At 69.1% G+C, this 17,128-nt stretch carries 13 protein-coding genes; 5 read left to right on the plus strand and 8 right to left on the minus strand.

Annotation, left to right across the window (positions count from 1 at the left end):
* Nucleotides 1-8 precede the first annotated feature (8 nt).
* Complete coding sequence (locus KXC42_RS11405) at nt 9-248, plus strand: hypothetical protein (RefSeq protein ID WP_219130353.1); 240 nt, start codon at nt 9-11, stop codon at nt 246-248.
* Nucleotides 249-297: 49 nt separating this feature from the next.
* Here the strand turns inward: KXC42_RS11405 and KXC42_RS11410 are convergent, their stop codons facing one another.
* Nucleotides 298-693 (minus strand): VOC family protein, encoded by a 396-nt coding sequence (locus tag KXC42_RS11410; protein WP_219130354.1) that lies wholly within the window; start codon nt 691-693, stop codon nt 298-300.
* 154 nt (nt 694-847) lie between these two features.
* On the opposite strand from KXC42_RS11410, the gene KXC42_RS11415 reads away from it, so the two are divergent.
* The gene (locus KXC42_RS11415; protein WP_219130355.1) at nt 848-2,431 is read left to right on the plus strand and encodes an alkaline phosphatase; all 1,584 of its coding nucleotides are present in this window, start codon (nt 848-850) and stop codon (nt 2,429-2,431) included.
* 14 nt (nt 2,432-2,445) lie between these two features.
* Here KXC42_RS11415 and KXC42_RS11420 read toward each other — a convergent pair whose 3' ends face one another.
* Nucleotides 2,446-4,074, minus strand: a complete 1,629-nt coding sequence (locus KXC42_RS11420) for a Mur ligase family protein (RefSeq protein WP_257606127.1) — start codon at nt 4,072-4,074, stop codon at nt 2,446-2,448.
* A gap of 17 nt (nt 4,075-4,091) precedes the next feature.
* Here KXC42_RS11420 and KXC42_RS11425 point away from each other — a divergent pair, with 17 nt between their 5' ends.
* A complete protein-coding gene (locus tag KXC42_RS11425) occupies nt 4,092-5,600 on the plus strand; it encodes a YdiU family protein (RefSeq protein ID WP_219130356.1) in 1,509 nt (502 codons plus the stop codon).
* A 296-nt stretch (nt 5,601-5,896) separates the two neighbouring features.
* On the opposite strand, the gene KXC42_RS11430 is transcribed toward KXC42_RS11425, so the two are convergent.
* Nucleotides 5,897-6,190: a type II toxin-antitoxin system Phd/YefM family antitoxin gene (locus tag KXC42_RS11430; protein WP_006551987.1), complete on the minus strand. Its 294-nt coding sequence runs from the start codon at nt 6,188-6,190 to the stop codon at nt 5,897-5,899.
* A 138-nt stretch (nt 6,191-6,328) separates the two neighbouring features.
* Nucleotides 6,329-6,961 (minus strand): pyridoxamine 5'-phosphate oxidase family protein, encoded by a 633-nt coding sequence (locus tag KXC42_RS11435; protein ID WP_006551988.1) that lies wholly within the window; start codon nt 6,959-6,961, stop codon nt 6,329-6,331.
* 235 nt (nt 6,962-7,196) lie between these two features.
* On the opposite strand from KXC42_RS11435, the gene KXC42_RS11440 reads away from it, so the two are divergent.
* A complete protein-coding gene (locus KXC42_RS11440; protein ID WP_257606128.1) occupies nt 7,197-8,375 on the plus strand; it encodes a hypothetical protein in 1,179 nt (392 codons plus the stop codon).
* Nucleotides 8,376-8,427: 52 nt separating this feature from the next.
* Nucleotides 8,428-8,823: a tautomerase family protein gene (locus KXC42_RS11445; RefSeq protein ID WP_200360097.1), complete on the plus strand. Its 396-nt coding sequence runs from the start codon at nt 8,428-8,430 to the stop codon at nt 8,821-8,823.
* A gap of 9 nt (nt 8,824-8,832) precedes the next feature.
* Here KXC42_RS11445 and KXC42_RS11450 read toward each other — a convergent pair whose 3' ends face one another.
* From KXC42_RS11450 to KXC42_RS11465, 4 genes are all read right to left on the minus strand, one after another.
* Nucleotides 8,833-9,993, minus strand: coding sequence for a beta-mannosidase (locus KXC42_RS11450; RefSeq protein WP_219130357.1), 1,161 nt, complete (start codon nt 9,991-9,993; stop codon nt 8,833-8,835).
* Nucleotides 9,994-10,069: 76 nt separating this feature from the next.
* The gene (locus KXC42_RS11455; RefSeq protein ID WP_219130358.1) at nt 10,070-14,230 is read right to left on the minus strand and encodes a TIGR02680 family protein; all 4,161 of its coding nucleotides are present in this window, start codon (nt 14,228-14,230) and stop codon (nt 10,070-10,072) included.
* Nucleotides 14,227-15,621: a TIGR02678 family protein gene (locus KXC42_RS11460; protein WP_219130359.1), complete on the minus strand. Its 1,395-nt coding sequence runs from the start codon at nt 15,619-15,621 to the stop codon at nt 14,227-14,229. Before KXC42_RS11460 ends, KXC42_RS11455 begins: the two co-directional genes overlap by 4 nt.
* The gene (locus tag KXC42_RS11465) at nt 15,618-17,108 is read right to left on the minus strand and encodes a TIGR02677 family protein (protein WP_219130470.1); all 1,491 of its coding nucleotides are present in this window, start codon (nt 17,106-17,108) and stop codon (nt 15,618-15,620) included. Before KXC42_RS11465 ends, KXC42_RS11460 begins: the two co-directional genes overlap by 4 nt.
* Nucleotides 17,109-17,128 lie beyond the last annotated feature (20 nt).

Genomic DNA, 17,128 nt, shown 5'->3' on the forward strand with positions numbered 1-17,128 from the left:
CGAGAGAAGTGTACGAAGTCAAGGTCACCCACCGGGTCCTGGCGAACCGGCGACTCGCATGCGAGGTCTACCCGGAGGTGTTCGTGGTCGACAATGGGGCAGTCATTTCCACTTACGCCGGACCTGCCAACGGCTACTGTCCGTGCGAGCCGGTGGAGCCGGAAATCGACGAAGTGTTCGAGATGAGCGAGCAGCAACTGAGGGACGCCATTCGATGGGCGACGTCGATCTACCGTCCGTGGAGATGATGTTGTACGGCACGCGTTTGCGCTGACTCCACCAGGCGTGCAGGGTGGATCAGCTCGGCGTCGCGAAGAATTCGAGCGCGATGTTGTCGGGATCGCGGAACGACAACCCGGAACCGTACGAGGCGTTCTTGATGTCTCCATGCGGAATTCCGAGGGTGTCGAGCCGATCGCGCCACTTCTCGAGATCGCTCGCCGTGCAACCGAATGCGATGTGGTCGAGCCCGGTGTTCCGTTCGTCGAAAGTCGCCTGCGCCGGCGTACCGGGGTGGGTGTGCAGGCCGAACAACGTGCCACCGTCGAGTGCGAAGACCGCGTGGTGGAAGGTGCCCGATTCGTCGTCCTCGTCGAGGACCGGTGTGGCGTCGAAGAGGTTCGAGTACCAGGCCGTGCTTGCAGCCAGATCCGAGACGGTGACGGCGACGTGGGTGAGTGCGGGAAAAACCATGACAGTCTCCTCCGTTCGAGGCCCCTCCTCATCGTAGACCTCGATGCGGTGCTGCCGACCCCTGTCGGCGTATCCCCAAATGTTTCCGAGTGTTCTTCCTACGTTCGGTAACGTAGTCCGTGCGAAGGAGATTCGGCCACTACCTTCCGTGGCCATGCCTTTGTCACGTAGATCGTTCCTTTCGGCCGGACTCGGAATCACTGTCGTCACCGCAGCCACCTCCGTCGGTGTCACCGGATACGCGCGCGCCGACGCGCCGGGAGTGAAGGGCGACCCCTTCCTGCTGGGTGTTGCCTCGGGCGACCCGGTGCCGGACGGATTCGTGATCTGGACCCGCCTCGCGCTCGACCCGCTCGCCGAGGACGGACTCGGCGGCATGCCGAACCGTCCCGTCACCGTGCAGTGGGAGGTCGCGGAGGACGAGAAGATGACCCGTGTCGTCGCACGCGGTGAGGAACGAGCCGTCCCCGACAGCGCCCACTCCGTGCACGTCGAACTGTTCGGGCCGCGTCCGGGCCGGGAGTACTTCTACCGGTTCCGTACCGGCGACCACATGAGTGCGGTGGGGCGGGCGCTGACGACACCGTCGGCCACCGAGACCGCGGCGGCTCTGACGATGGCGTTCGCGAGCTGCGCGCAGTACGAACACGGCTGGTTCACCGCCTACCGGCGCATGACGGAGGACAACCCTGATCTCGTTCTGCACCTAGGGGATTACCTGTACGAGTACACCAGCGGCGGTTACACCAGCGACACCGGTCTCGTCCGCTCGCTCGACGGACCCGAGACGGTCACCCTGGCGAACTACCGGCAACGTCACGCCCAGTACAAGGCCGACGCCGATCTGCAGGCCGCGCACGCGATCGCACCGTGGCTGGTGGTGTGGGACGACCACGAGGTCGACAACAACTGGGCCGGAACGATTCCGGAGAACACCGACGCCGCTCAGAGCAACGAGACCACCGAGAACTTCCTCGCCCGCCGCGCCGCCGCCTTCCAGGCCTACTACGAGAACATGCCGCTGCGACCCTCGTCGACACCGCGGGGGCACGACATGAAGATCTTCCGGCGGATCCAGTGGGGGAATCTCGCCAACTTCCACATGCTCGACACCCGTCAGTACCGCGACGACCAGGCCGCCGGCGACGGGTGGAAGAAGAACGTCGCCGAACGTCACGACGAGGCACGAACACTCACCGGAACCGAACAGGAACAGTGGCTGCTCGACGGTTTCCGCACCTCCACCGCGCAGTGGGACTTCCTCGGTCAGCAGGTGTTCTTCGCCGAACAGGACAAGGACCCGAGCCCTGAGGGCGACGAGGTGAGTATGGACGGCTGGGACGGGTACGCGGCGTCACGTCGTCGGATCACGCAGGGCTGGGTGGATTCGCCGGTACGCAACGCCGTCGTGCTCACCGGTGACGTGCACCGGCACTGGGCCAACGACATCAAGGTCGACTTCACCGATCCCGACGCGCCGGTAGTGGGTTCGGAACTGGTGTGCACGTCGATCACGTCGAACGGCAACGGAACCGGCGCGACGCAGGTCGACCACATGCCGGCGAACCCGCACCTGAAGTTCCACAACGACCGGCGCGGTTACGTGCGTACCACGATCACCCCGGACGCCGTGCACGCCGACTTCCGGGTGCTCGACACGGTCACCGAACCGGACGCGCCGGTGTCGACGGCGGCGTCGTTCACGATCCTGTCCGGGCAACCCGGCCTGCAGGCCTAGGAACCCGGCAGTCCTCAGCAGCGGGGCACGCGCGAGGTGGACCTCCGGTGCGTGCGGTGCAATGCGCGCCGCAGTTCGTCCCGGTCGTCGAACACCTGCACCGTGTCCCCGGAGACCAGGCGTGGCTCGCATCCGCGTCCGGCCACGACGACGACGTCTCCGGGACCGGTGTGGGCGACGGCGATGTCGAACGCGCGACGTCGGTCGGCCTCGACGACGACGCGGGCACTGCACGCCGCGAAGGCACCTTTGGCGACCGCATCCCTGAGCACACGCGGGTCCTCCGAGAGGGGACTGTCGTCGGTCACGACCACCACGTCGGCGTAAGTCGCGGCGGTGTGCCCGAGCGGAAATCGCTTGCCGGGGTCACGTTCTCCGGTCGCGCTGATCACGAGGACCAGTCGCCGCTCGGGGGCGAGCGACCGGAGGAAGGGCAACAGTTCGCGTTGCCCGGACGTGTTGTGCATGTAGTCCACGAGCGCGAGAACACCCTCACCGGCGTCGACGCGTTCGAGCCGGCCGGGCACACCCGCGAGGGTCTCCAGACCCGCCGCGGCCTGCAGGACGTCGCCGTCGACGGCGGCCACCGAGGTGAGCGCCGTCAGCGCATTGGCCACCTGGTGCGGCCCGAGCAGCGACAGTCGCACCGGCGCACTCCCGGCCGGCGTGTGCACGGTGAAGCAGGTGCCGTGGAGATCGCACCGGATCGAGTCCGCGTACACGTCGGCGCGGGCATCGCAGGTCGAGTGCGTCCACAGCGGCACGTCGACGGAGGCCGCCAGACGTCGCCCGTACTCGTCGTCGATGTTCACCACGGCCGTCTGCGTGCGGTCGGCGGTGAACAGTGCCGCCTTGGCGGCGAAGTACTGCTCCATCGTGTGGTGGAAGTCGAGGTGGTCGGGCCCGAGATTGGTGAAGGCGACGGTACGGAACCGCACGCCGTCGACGCGGCCCTGACTGATGCCGTGCGAGGACACCTCGAGCGTCACCGCCTGCACGCCCTGGTCACGGAACTCGGCAAGCGTGCGGTGCACGACCGCGGCCTCGGGGGTGGTGCGGGTCGCGGGTCGTGTGCCGGCCGGACCGCGCACGACGACCCCGCCGATCATGCCGGTCACCACGCCGGTGGCCGCGAGTGCGGTGTCGAGGAGATAGGTCGCGCTCGTCTTGCCGTTGGTGCCGGTGATGCCGTGGACCTGCAAGTCGTGAGAGGGGTGCCCGAGGATCCACGACGCCAACGGGCCGACCACGTCGCGCGGTCGATCGACCACGAAGGCGGGCAGCAGGCGCGACGGCCGGTCGCTGAGCACCGCGACCGCACCGTGGGTAGCGGCTTCGGCCTCGAAGTCCAGGCCGTGGGCGTGGTGTCCGGGTAGCGCTACGTACAGATCGCCGGGGCGCACCGTCCGGGAATCGTCGCTGATGCCGGTGATCACATGGTCGTGCCGGTCCGCTGGTCCGGATCGCAGGACATCGCGGAGGTGCTCGGCGACGTCGCGGACCTGGATCCGCCGGATGGGACGGCGAGGATCGTCCGGGTCGGTGTGCACGGGGGCGGATACCCGGTCCGGGACGGAATGATGCGCCGCCGGTGACCGGGCCCCACCGGCGTTTCCCTCGCCCGCAGCGTGCGTCGGTCTCACACGGTTACCCTCGAAGGATGACTGCGATTCCGGATTTCCCCGTCGGCACGAACACCACGATATCCGGTCTCGGCAGTTCCTTCGCCGACGAATTGAGCGGATTATCGGTGCCGTGGCAGGGCGCCGAGGCCCCCGACCCGGAACTGCTCGCGCTCAACGAGAACCTCGCGGTGTCGCTGGGACTGGACGTGGCGTCGCTGCGCAGCGCCGACGGCGTCGCCGTCCTGGCCGGCGCGGAGGTGCCGGCGGGTGCCAAGCCGGTCGCGATGGCCTATGCCGGACATCAATTCGGCGGATACGCTCCGCTGCTCGGCGACGGTCGGGCGTTGTTGCTCGGTGAACTCGTCGACGCGGACGGTGACCGCGTCGATCTCCATCTCAAGGGTTCGGGGCCCACTCCGTTCTCCCGGGGTGGGGACGGCTTCGCGGTCGTCGGGCCGATGCTGCGCGAGTATCTGGTGAGCGAGGCCATGCACGCCCTCGGCATTCCGACCACCCGTTCCTTGTCGGTCGTGGCGACCGGTCGGCCGGTCCACCGCGAGGGCGCCGAGCCCGGCGCGGTGCTGGCCCGTGTCGCGGCCAGCCACCTGCGGGTGGGGACCTTCGAGTTCGCGGCGCGGCAGGGCGAGGTCGTGCGCGCGCTCGCCGACCACGCGATCGCCAGGCACTATCCGGATCTGCTCGACCTGCCGGAGACCGGTGAGAACAACCGCTACCTCGGCCTGTTCACCGCCGTGGTCGAGGCACAGGCGTCGCTGGTGGCGCAGTGGATGCTCGTCGGTTTCGTCCACGGGGTGATGAACACCGATAACACCACCATCTCGGGGCAGACCATCGACTACGGTCCGTGCGCCTTCGTCGACGCCTTCGATCCGGCGGCGGTGTTCAGTTCCATCGACCACAGCGGGCGCTATGCGTTCGGCAACCAGCCCGCCGTCCTGAAATGGAATCTGGCGCGTTTCGCCGAAACCCTGCTCAGACTCGTCGATTCGACTCCGGATGCGGCGATCGCCGCGGTCACCGCTGTTCTGGACAGTTTCGACACCCGCTACGAGCGTCACTACCGGTCCGGTCTGGCCGCCAAACTCGGTCTCCCGGAGGACTCTCTCGATCAGGAACTGGTCGACGATCTGTTGACGCTGCTGGAAGAGCACCGCGCCGACTGGACGGTGACCTTCCGTGCCCTCGCCGACGAACTGCGCGGCAATCCGGCACCCCTCGACGGACTCGTGCCGCGTGAGCGCTCGGCGCCGTGGCTCGAACGCTGGCACGCCGCGGCCGAGCGGGACGACCGGGCAGCAGGGGAGAGGGCGGAGGCGATGGACCGCGTCAACCCGCTGTACATCCCGCGCAATCATCAGGTCGACGCCGCGCTGAAGGCAGCGACCGGCGGCGACCTCGAGCCGTTCGCGAGGCTGCTCGAGGTTGTCACACATCCCTTCGAGGCGCGTGCCGAGTGGAACGAATATGTCTCGCCCGCACCGCGTTCGTTCGCCGAGTCCTTCCGGACCTTCTGCGGCACCTGACCGCCCGATACTGACGAATCGAGACCGGTGTTGTTCGCGAGTTCCCAACGGATTTCGCGAACAACACCGGTCTCGGTCGATTCTGGACCAGTCGGGTGCGGGTCGGATCGCGCGGCCGGTTACGCACGGACTCGACTCCGGTCGGGTACTTGCAGGTGGCGAGTTCGCGTCGGAGGCGGCCGCGGGATCGGCGAGCTGGACGACCGCTTTCACCGCCTCGCGGCGAGACTTCCGGCATCTGCACCGCCCGGCCGCAGTGCTCGGCGGCGGTGTGCAGATGTACGGGATGGAGACGGTCAACGGGCGCGACGCCGTTTCTTGCGCTTCTTCTTGTTCTTCGCGCGCCGGCGAGCAGCCGGCGGCTGCCGCCGGCCCGTCGACGCGGCGGCCTCGAGCGAACGTTGCATCTCCCGGCGCAGGCTGTCCATTAGTTCGGGGGAGCGGAGCAGGAAGGTTGCTTCCTGCAGCGCCGCATAGCGGTCCTTGGAGATCAGGACGCCCGTGCCGCGTTTGCCGACGATCTCGACGGCGACGGTCTCGTCGTTGACCTCCCGGACCAGCTCACCGAGCCGCTTGCGTGCGGCTTTCACGGACACGGACGTTGATGGCACTCGCGGCGACTCCGATCTGTTCCTTCGACGCGGGCATCCTTTCATCACCGATGTCGGATTCGGGGGCGGACACGACGGAAAGCCCCTTCGATGTCACAACGGACAGCCCGTTCGATGTCACAGAAATGCGCGCACGGAGCGTGGCAACGCGGTCGAGGACCCGGTGATCGGTGACGGGATCGGATCGTCGGCGACGGTCCGCAACGGCACCACTCCCGCCCACACGGAGTGGTCTTCACCGTCCCCGGCGTCCTCTCCCGGTCCGGCCGCCCGGACCTTTACGCTCACCTCGGTGAGCGGCACTTCCAGGACCGTGGTGGCGGCCAGTTCCTTCGGTGTCGGCGACCGGACCTCGTCCCACCGACCGGGAATCAGATGCTCCGTCACCACCTTCAATGCGTGTTCCTTCTCGCCCGGCGCGACCGGTGTGGCCACACCGAACAACACCGCACTGCGGTAGTTCATGCTGTGGTCGAAGGCCGACCGGGCGAAGACGAGCCCGTCGAGATGCGTCACCGCGACCGACACCTCGATCCCGGACCGCGCGTCGAGAAACATGCCGGCGCCGGTCGAGCCGTGCAGCAGTAACCGGTCCCCGTCGCGGCCCATCGCCATCGGCAGCACCACAGGCGATCCTTCGCGGACGAAACCCACGTGCGCGATGCGGGCCTCGTCGAGAAGCCGGTGCAGCACCGCCGGATCGTCGGTGCCGCGTTCGGGTTTGCGGGTCAGGCGCGTGCGGTCGCTCATGGCACCGATCGAAGCAGTGCCGCCGCGGCCGGTCAACCGGATTCCGAATCGAGTAGTGCGCTACTCGCGACCCTCGGCGATCGCCACCACAGACTTCGTGTACAGGCACGGAGTGCGACAGTCGACCGGACGACGGAGATGACGAGATGGACAAGATCGGGGACCATGCAATCGTTCTGGGCGCGAGCGTCGGTGGTCTGCTCGCGGCCCGTGCGCCGGCAGAGTCTACGACGCGGTGACGGTCGTCGACCGCGACGTCCTCCCGTCCGGTGCAGAGAACCGTCGCTTCCGCGACCGTCGAGCCACCTACGTGCCGAGTCGGCCGCTGCTCGAACACCATGTCCGGCGACGCGTCCGCGCCATCCCGAACATCACCCTCCTCGACGGACACAACGTCGGCGACCTGACGACGACACCCGACCGCCGCCGGGGCACCGGGGTGCAGATGGGCAGCGGCGACGGTGTTCGGATCATGACGGCGGATCTGGTGGTCGACGCGATGGGACGGGGCGCCCGCACCCCGGCGGGTCTAGAGAAACTCGGCTACCGACGACCGGTCGAAGAGCACGTCGTCGTCCACGTCGTGTACCGCAGCCGGCTGCTACGACTCGCGCCGGGCACACCGATGGAGAAGATGGTGTTGATCGGTGTTGTGCCGGGACGTCCGGCGGGCATGGCGCTGTTCGGCTACAAGAACGATATGTGGCTGTTCACGGTCGCTGCGATGGCCGGTCGCGAACCGCCACCGAGCCTGGGCGGCATGATCTTCGCCGTGGAGGCGTACGCACCCGACCACGTGGTGGCCGCGCTCCGGACCGCCGAACCCCTCGACGAGGACGACCTGTCCCGCAGGTTCTTCCGGGCCGCGAAGAAACCGATCGGTGTTGCGTGGCAGCTCGCGATCGGCTCCGACCTCGCGCTACCCGAAGTCGAAGGACCCCGCAGCGTGCAGACGCGACTCGGCAACGCGTACGTGGCGCGGGTCCTGGCCGCGGCCGAGAACGATCCCGTGGTCGTCGACCGTTTCCTTCGGGTCAGCAGCCTGATGGATCCGCCCGGACATCTGATGCATCCCGCGCTCGTGGGCCGGGTGTGCGTGGGCAACCTGCGGCGACACCGGAGAATCGCCGGCATGCCTGCTGGGGCCGCCGATCGTCGGACGACATTCGTGCCCGCACACCGATGTCGCGGACGACGACCTCGACGATCACATGGCCGACGTCCTCGCCGGCATCGACGGCATGTTCTTCGGCCGTGTGGCCTACGAACTGCTCGCCCAGCACTGGCCCGCCGCGGAACACTCGATCAGAGCGGTCGAGGCACGGCAGGCACGGCTGATGAACGCATTGCCGAACTACGTGCGCTCCCGATCCGCGACGGCGACCGATTGGGGACCGGCGCGGCGGATCGGTGACGACCTGCCCCACGAGGTTGCACAGGGGTTCTCCGACGGGTAGAAGTGTCGGATGCCCAGCACGCTCATCGAGGTTCGCACCCGCCACGACCACGAGGTCGAGACCGGCATGATCGACGCCGTCCACGACGCGCTCGTCGCCGCCTTCCGGATTCCGGAGGCCGACAAGCACATCCGGCTCGTGGTTCACGAACCCGAACGCTTCGCGGTGCCGCCGACCCTGACATCGCCCGAGCTCTACACCCTCGTGATCGTCGACTGCTTCGCCGGGCGCAGCGTCGACGCCAAGCGGCGCCTCTACCGCGAGATCACCGAGCGGCTCGGCGCGTTCGCGATTCCTGCCGACCACGTGACCGTGATCGTGCGCGACATCCCGACCGAGAGCTGGGGGATCCGCGCCGGGCAGGCCGCGTGCGATGTGGATCTCGGATTCACCGTCGATGTGTGAGGACTGCTCTTACGGAGAGAACTGCGCGTTCGGGAGAGTGGAGGGTTCGACGGATCCGAGGTCCTCGACCACATCCCACAACGGGTCGTCGAATCCGATGTCGTAGGTACAGTCGGCTTCCCTCGGGTCGGGCACGAACGCCCACAGCAGTGCACCTGCGGTGCCGGCGGCGCGTTGGCCCTCGATCTTTGTGGTGATGTGGTCGGCGCGGTCACCGAGCGACCCGCAGGACCCGGCGAGCTCACCGATCTCCGCCACGAGCAACGGCTTTCCGACGGCTGCGGCTTGCGCGACCCGCCGGGCGAGACCGTTCCACTGATCGCCGGGCAACGGCAGGCCGTCGGCGCCGTAGTCGTGGTACTGCACGGCATCGACAAAGGGGGAGGCGCTGACGAACTGGTACTCGTCACCTTGGGTGCCGCACTGACCGCCCCCGGTGTAACCCGCGGTGATCAGGGTGCGTGGGTCGACGGCGCGCAGTTCGGCTCCGGCCGTGTCGAAGAAGTCGCGCAGCACCTGCGCGGCGCCGGGCTCGCACGACCGGGTCCACCAGTGGCACGCGGGGTCGGTGCATGAACTCGTCTCCGGTTCGCCGACCAGTTCCCATGCTGCGAGGGATGGTGAGTTCCGGTAGCGGGCGACGGCGGTGTGCATCCAGTCCCGGTAGCTCATCACCACCTGTTCGTGTCCCGGGGTGAATTCGGTCCACCCGTCGACGTACCATTGCCGTCCCTTGAAGACCTCGTCCTCGCATGCGCCGTCTTGTGGTGCCAGGACCGGCAGCAGCATCTGATCATGCGCTTCGGCCGCGGCGAAGACCGCGTCCATCGGTCCGAAGTCGAGTTGCCCGGTGAACCGGTTGACGGCGAGCGCCTGGAAGAGATTGAAGCGGGTGAGCGAATTCGGGGGCAGTGCGCCGAAATAGGCGTCGAGGTCGACCATCGCTCCGCATCCCCAGTTCACCGACCAGTCGGTGGCGAGCTGGTAGGCGTTGAACCCGGTGGGCCACCAGGCCCGACCGTCGAGCGCGAAACCGTCCGGCGACGCGGTCACCCGCGCGCCCGGTGCCGGTGCCGGTGCCGGTGCCGCTGCCGCGGGGCTCGTGCCCAGCAGCAGCCCGACCGCGGTCGCGGCGCCGACGATGAGTCTGGATACCCGAAGCCTCGTCATCTTCCGGATCGTAGGTCCGCGGCGCAGGTGAGAGCCTCGATCGAGGAGGAACACGCCGTAGTGACCGTCGTCATGATCATGCGAACTCGAGGGCTCCTTCCACCGGGCGTGTGATCCGTCGGGTGCGCGGGGATCCGAGCGCGCTCTCCAGATCCGACCCGTCGTGCTCGGCGAGCAGTTCGCCACCGGACCACACCAGCAGCGTGGTGGCGACGGTGTGCTCGGCCACCGAATGCGACAGGTCGTAGTGCGCACAGCCAGGCACACCGGCATAAGTGATCCACAGGTCGAAACCGGTCATGAACAGGTCGAGGTCGAATTGCACGGACAGGCCGAGCAATTCGCTGCGGCCGGTGTCATCCACACCGGCGAAGGCCTCGTCGAGGGCGAGCAGGCGCGGCGCATGCGGGTCGGCGGAATCGAGCATCACGTGCGCCGCGGCGAACAACGGCAGGTGCAGGGAGACGGACTGTTCGCCACCGGACAACGCCGAGTGCCGGGCCGGGGTGAGGCGGTCCTCGCTGCCGTCCGCGCCGACGAGGCTGAACGAGAACACCCGCCACCGGCGGTAATCCAGCGTCGCGGCGAGGATCTCCGGGTACGACCGTTCCGGATGCGCGGCCCGCTCCGCGCGGATCCGCGCGGCGAAATGCGCGCGGATCCCCGCCAGATCCTCCGGAGCCAGCATCGACGCGTCACGGTCGAGGAGCTTGCACACTGCCCGGGCCGGTTCGTCGAGATGGTCGGCGAGCACCCAGTGCACCCCGATGGTGTTGCCCGAGGACATGTGCCGTTGCCGCATCTCGGTGCCCATCCGGGCGATGAGGTCGCGGGCGTCGACGGTGCGTTCGTGGATCTGCTGCGCGAGACCGGTGAGCAGCGCGTCCTCGAGGATGCGCCGTTCGGAGTCGGTGAGCAGGGTTTCCTGTTCCTGCCGCGCCCGCGCGATGCGCTGCGCGAACGCCGCGACGGACGTGTACCCCTGTTCGTCCTGTACCTGCACGACGGTGATGCCGTCGGCAGCGTCCCAATGCAGGCGGTAGTCGCGACCCCGGGCGAGTTCGGCGTCGAACTCCTGCAGCGCGGAGGTCAGTGCAGAGGCGGTGGACTTGCGGGTCGACTCGGAGGCCGTGACCGAGTCGGTGGCGGCGTCGAGTGCCCGGAACAACGCGACAACCTCGGTGGGCAGCACGTCGACGGTGTCGTCGGGGGACTGCCGGATCCGATAGGTCAGCTGATCGGCGTCGAGCCACGCGGCGGCGCTGGACGGCCACATGTGCTCGCTCTCCACGCCTAGCAGGGTCAGCAGGTCGCGGCGGGCGAAGGGAGCCAGAGCATCGGCGTCGGCGCGGGCCTCGGTGAGCGCCGACCGCAGTGTCTGCTCGCCGCCCGTGTGGGCGGCCTCGGCCTTGCCGATCCGCTCGAGCGCCGACTCGTGGGCCTTACGTGCGGTCCGCTCGGCGGTCTTCGCCGCCTCGATTCGGCGCCGGGCCTCGTCGAGCTGGGCATCGATTCGGTCGGCGCTCGCCCCGATCGACTCGCGTAGCGTCTCGAGCTTCTGCTGCTCGTTGGCCAGCGTCTCGGCGTTCTCCGCCGCGAGTTCGGCCGCATTCTCGGCGGAGACCCGCGCCTCGTCGAGGCGAACGTCGTTGTCGCGGAGGCGATCACCGCAGGTGACCTGCTCGCGCAGCGCGCGCTGCAAGGCCTGGCCCTGCGAACGGAAGTGCCGCACGGCCGCATCGAGACTGTCGAGTTCCGTCGCGGTGAGCGGTGCCCGGTGCCGGCCGGCCGTCGACCGCAGGTGCTGTTCTTTGGTGGCGACCGCGGCGATCGCTTGGTCCAGATCGCGGTCGGCGGCGGATGCGGATTCGGATGCGGTCCGCAGCGCGCCGGCGCATTCGGTGACCTTACGTAGCGCGGCGAGCACGGATCCGGTGCGCGGCAACGACTTCACGGCCTCGTCGAGTGCGGTGAGCCGGTCGCCGATCTCGCGATCCTGCTCGCGCAGCGACGCCACGTCGGCTCGGCACTCGGCGATGGTGGTCTCGAGTTCGACGATGCGACGCTGCCGCCGCCGGGCGCGGGCGGTGGCTCCGATGAACTCGGCCTGCTCCTTGACGTGGCGACCGAGCTGCACTCCCTGCCGGAACCTACCGTGCGCATCGACCGACACCCGCGCGTCCGGGCCGGGATCGGTGGCCCATGCGATCGACGACAGCACCGCGGCGACCCGTTCCTCGGGGACGGCCGTGTCGGTTTCGGGAACGAGTACATCGGCGAGCGTGGGACCGCTCGGCCGGTGCCCGGGTGCCAGCGGCACCAACAATTGCTCCGACTCGATGTCCGGCAGGTCGCCGACGCCGTCGGTGATCCACCCGTCGAGCAGGTTCGCGCCCTGCAGGGCCGCTTCGATACCGGCGGCGTCCTGCGCCGAGGCGTCGTCGCGGAAGCGGACGAGCTGCCACAGCGGCGCGCCGACGAGATCGTCGCGGTTGCCGGTGCGGGCCGGGAAGGTCGGGGGAGCGTCGTCACTTTCGGCTGCGACGGCGGTGCGTTCGGCCTCGAGTTCGGCGATCCGGGTGCCGAGCGATTCGATCTCCGCGCCGCACACGCGACGCCGGAACCGCAGGTCGTCGAGCACGGGCCCGGTGTGCTCGGCGAACACCGCCGCCGGGGACGGGGCATCGTCCTGACCGACGGTGCCGAAGGCGGTGTCGAGCGCCTCGAAGACCGGGGTGGACAGGCCCACAGCCGCGAAGGTCTCGGCGCGATCGGACCACCACCGGCCCAGCTCGGCGGCGACCTCGCTGCGGGACAGCTCGACCATGGTCTCGCCGGCCTCCACCGCCGCCGACGCGGTGTCGCGTTGCGCGCGAGCACGCACCGCGGCAGCCTCGGCCCGCGACCGCGCAGCGGCGGCACCGTCGAGCTGGGACAGTGCGCTGCGCACCACGCGCACGTCGGCGTCGCGTTCCTCGGCGAGCGCGTCGATCGCCGCGCTGAGCTGCTCGGTCCGTTCGATGCCGTCGAGACCGGTCCATGTGATGCCGGCGTCCTCGGCCGCCGCACTCAGCCCGTCCTCGGCGCGACGACGTGCCGCCGTCGCCGTCTCGAGCGCGTCGCGGGCACTGTCGTGGTCGCGGAGCCGGTCGGCCACGACGGCCTGGGCGCGGTTCGCCTGCTCGGCCTGCGCGGCGGTGGTGCGCTCGAGGTTCTTCACCGCCGAGGCGAGGTCGTCGAGTTGCTGTTTGCCCTCGTAGGCGCTGGAGCGGTGCAGTGCCTCGAGGGTGGTGCGTGCCTGTTCGTGGTCACGTTCGGCCACCAGGAGCTGTTCCTCCGAGGCCGTGCGTGCGGTGGCGGCCTCGGTGCGGGCCTCGGCCGCCTCACGCAGCGACCGCACCGCGGTGTCCACCACCCCGAGACGGGTGGCGGCCTTGTCGACGGCGGTACGGGCCTGCTGTCGGATGTACTTCGAATACACCTTGACGAACTGCTGCGCCGCATCGTCGGCGGCCGCGAGGGATTCGAGGGTGCGTTCGACCTCCTCGATCGCGGAGAACGAGCGGGCGGCCTCGACGATGAGATCGTCGTCGAGGGGACGAAGACCGTCGGTCAGCGCCTGCGACAGGCCCTTCGGGTCGAGGTTCTTGGCGAGCTGGGGGCGGCGCAGCGTGAGGATCAGGTTGATCAGCTGGTCGTAGCGTTGTGCGCCCAGACCGAACATGCGCGCGTCGATCGCCGCCCGGTAGTCGACGGGACGATCGGCGATCGCGTCGGCCCCGATCTGATCGACCAGTTGTTTGCGGGTGAGCGGTCGGTCCTCGTCGTCGAGCAGCGAGAAGTCGACTCCCACACGGCCGTCGACGACGAAATGCCACCGGGTGACCTTGTCGTTGCCGCGGGTGGCGCGCATCCCGATGCCGACGGTGACGGCCTCCGGGTCGTCGGCGCGGCCACGGCAGAACTCCATCCACACGTACGAGTGGGCGCTGTCCTGCCCCCGGTACAGCAGGTTCGAGCGCATGGTGCGCTCCTCGCCGGCGAACGGGTTCAGACGTCGCGGTTCGATCCGGCCGTCGAGCACGAACGGGAACAGCACCTCGAGCGCCTTCGTCTTGCCCGACCCGTTCGGTCCGCGCAGCACCAGTCGTCCGTCGGCGAACGAGAACTCCTGGTCGCGGTAGTCCCACAGGTTGATGATCCCGGCACGCGTGGGGCGGAATCGGGCGCTGCTCATGAGATCTCCGTCGGGTTCGTATCGGGTGCGGGGACTGTCGGCGGGGTGGTCTCGGGGAACAGGTCGATCTCCGGATCACGTTCGCGCACACTGACCGTCACGCCGCGGAAGCGCGCGATCGCGGGCAGGACGAGCACCCCGCCGGGTGCCCGGGCCACCAGCCGCAGCCGATCGAGCATGTCCACCGCGGCCTCGGCCAGTCCCGCGGGGTCGGCCTGCCACTGCGCGGCGAAGGTCCGGCCGTAGATGTCGACGAGACGCCCGACCGTGCCCGCCAGCCACGAATCCTCGAGCAAGGGATGCTCGAGCGGGGCACGAGCGGCGTCGTCCTGCTCCAGCTCGTCGGGGATCGGGGTGTCGGACGCCGCGAGCGGGGTGAACACCGTCGACCTCGGGATCGCGGAATCGACGGCCGCGAGGAGAGCGTCCTGTGTCTGTGCAGGTACGGGTATCCGGGGTGGGGCAGGGGCGTCGGGATCGAGGACGCGATCGCACATCTCCCCGGCCAGCAACAGCGCGACCTGCGCGACCGTCCCCGTGTTCGGGAACCGTACATCTGACAGTCGTCCCGAGGTATCCACCAGCGCAACGCCTTCGGCGCGACGCTCACACACCAGGCCGGTGAGCAACTCTACTGCGTCGGTGGTGCGCGGCAACGCCAACTGCAGCGCTTCGTCGTCGTCGAGATCGTCGGCGTACACCACGGGACGCTGCACCAGTGCGCGTCGCACCCGCCTCCGTACCTCCGCCGTATCCGATTGCGGGGCACCGGCATTGCCGAGCAGACCGCGCACCGATTCGAGGTGCTGCAACGCCCGCGGTGGCCGGAACAGGGCATGCACGACCGCGCGGTCGACGTCGTAGAGCGCCTCACCACTGTCGGGATCGCTCGCCCACCTGCCCGCATCACCGTCGGCGAGGGTGATCGCCCCGCGCACGCCGAGCCAGGTCACGGCATCGACGAAGGCATCGCGATCGGCGGCTCGTTCGGTGTCGAGCTCGACACCGTCCACCCGGCTCGCCTCGGACGCGACGTGCTCGGCGAGTTCGGACAGCGTGATCTGCCCCGCGCCGCGACCGAGCGCTGCGATCGCCAACGCGAGATAGGCATAGCGGCGCCGGTCGAACGGCCGGCCGGTGTGCGTCGACGTGCCCGCCCCCGCGTCGAGGCGATCGGCGACGGTGAACAGCCGCGCGGTGGTCTCGGTGACCTCGAGCCGGTATCCGAAGGTGGCGAGCAGATCCTCCCGCAGCTCGGTGGCCCAGCGGCGCACCGTCGCCAGCGCCGACCGGTCGGGAAAGGTCGCGGTGACGAGGTGGTGGGTGAGCACCAGCCGCGCGGCGCGCTGATACGAATCCAGCTCGACGGACGGAATCGAACGCGCCCTCATCGCACCTCCACCGACAGACCGTCGAGATACAGGCGCCCGCGCGCGGTGTGCACCACCGTCGACTCGCCGCTCGGTCGGAGGGTGAGCTTGACGCCGTTCTGCGTACCAGAGGACGCATCGTCGCTGCGCACCCGCCCGCTCACGGGCACGCGGGCCGACAGTGCGGCGTCGAGCAGGCTCAACAGCACCTCTGCTTCCGGTTCGCTGAGCTTCCGTTCGTGCACCCTGCCGGCGGCGAGGGAACGCGCCGCTTCGGCCCGGCGACGCTGCTTCTCGAGTTGCGCCTCGCGCAGCCGCCGTACTCCGGCGTCGTTGCGCTGGATCCGCCCCGGCGCTCCCGCTGCGGGGCGCCGGCCGGTCTCGGCGAGGGTGCGGGCGATCTCCACGGGAGGCGCTTCCCACCACGACCGGGTGACCGGCACGATGTCGGCATCGGGATGGGCGACGGAGAAGTGTCGGGGCCGGCCCAGGTCGAACACCGCATCGAACAGTGCGTGCGCGGCCTCCTCGGACGGCGCGGCAGCGAACCAGCCCGCGAGATGCCGCAGCTGCGACTCGCGGCTGACACCCCCGCGACGCTGCTCGGTGAGCCGGCGCAGCAGCCCGAGCACCGCGGAGATCGCGTTGATGGTCGCGCCGCGCAGGCGTTCGGATTCGCTCGGTTCGGAGCCCACACCGACGAACCAGTGTTCGACGCCCCACCAGCGCTGCGCCCAGTCCGCTTCGCGTTCCTCGAACGAGAGCAGCACCCGCTCGTCGTGCCGGGCCGCGGCCGCGGTGAGCTTCTGAACCCCGGTGGCCTGTACCCGGTCGAGCGCCGTGGAAAGCTTCGGGGCGTAGCGGGCCAGGTCGGTGCTGAACTCGCGCATATGGGTGAGCAGCGCGTCCTTGTGCGCGAGGAAGGTCTCCGGGGTGACCTCGGTGGTGCGCACCAGCTCGCCGAGGACGAGATAGAAACGGGCGGCGCGCTCGGCCATGTCCGACAACGTCGCGTCGAGGCGGCTCAACTTCCGGTAGACCAGCTCGCCGTCGCCGGCCGCGTTCGCGTCGGCGAGATCGTTGAGATCGGCAAGCAGATCGGGAAGGGCCAGACGTGACAGCGAGACGTCCTCCCCGCGGGAGGACAACACGTCCTCCACGGCGCGGAACACCCGGTAGCCCGCCTGCCCGAACTGGTAGACGTAGTGCCGGTTGCGGTACTCGGCGAGCGTCGCTGCCCGGGATCCGTCGTAGCTGCGTTCGAGCACACCCCACGCGTGCAGCTGCTCGAGCAGCGCTGGGATCTCGGAGGAATCGGGCACGTCGTCGCCGCTCGCGCCGGGCAGCCGGGTGAGGACGTTCTCGACGTCGCCGGCGTGCAACAGCACCGAGTAGTTGCCGCGCGCGTGATCGAATGCGCGCAGAACCCACAGGTAGTGCCCCCTTTTCTCGGCCGTCGCGAACGAGAACAGGCGCAGGCGGTCGTCCCGCACCAAGGCGTCCTCCATCGCGCCGAACCGCGCTCGGC

Source organism: Rhodococcus sp. LW-XY12, assembly GCF_019317345.1.
Classification (GTDB): Bacteria; Actinomycetota; Actinomycetes; order Mycobacteriales; family Mycobacteriaceae; genus Rhodococcus; species Rhodococcus pyridinivorans.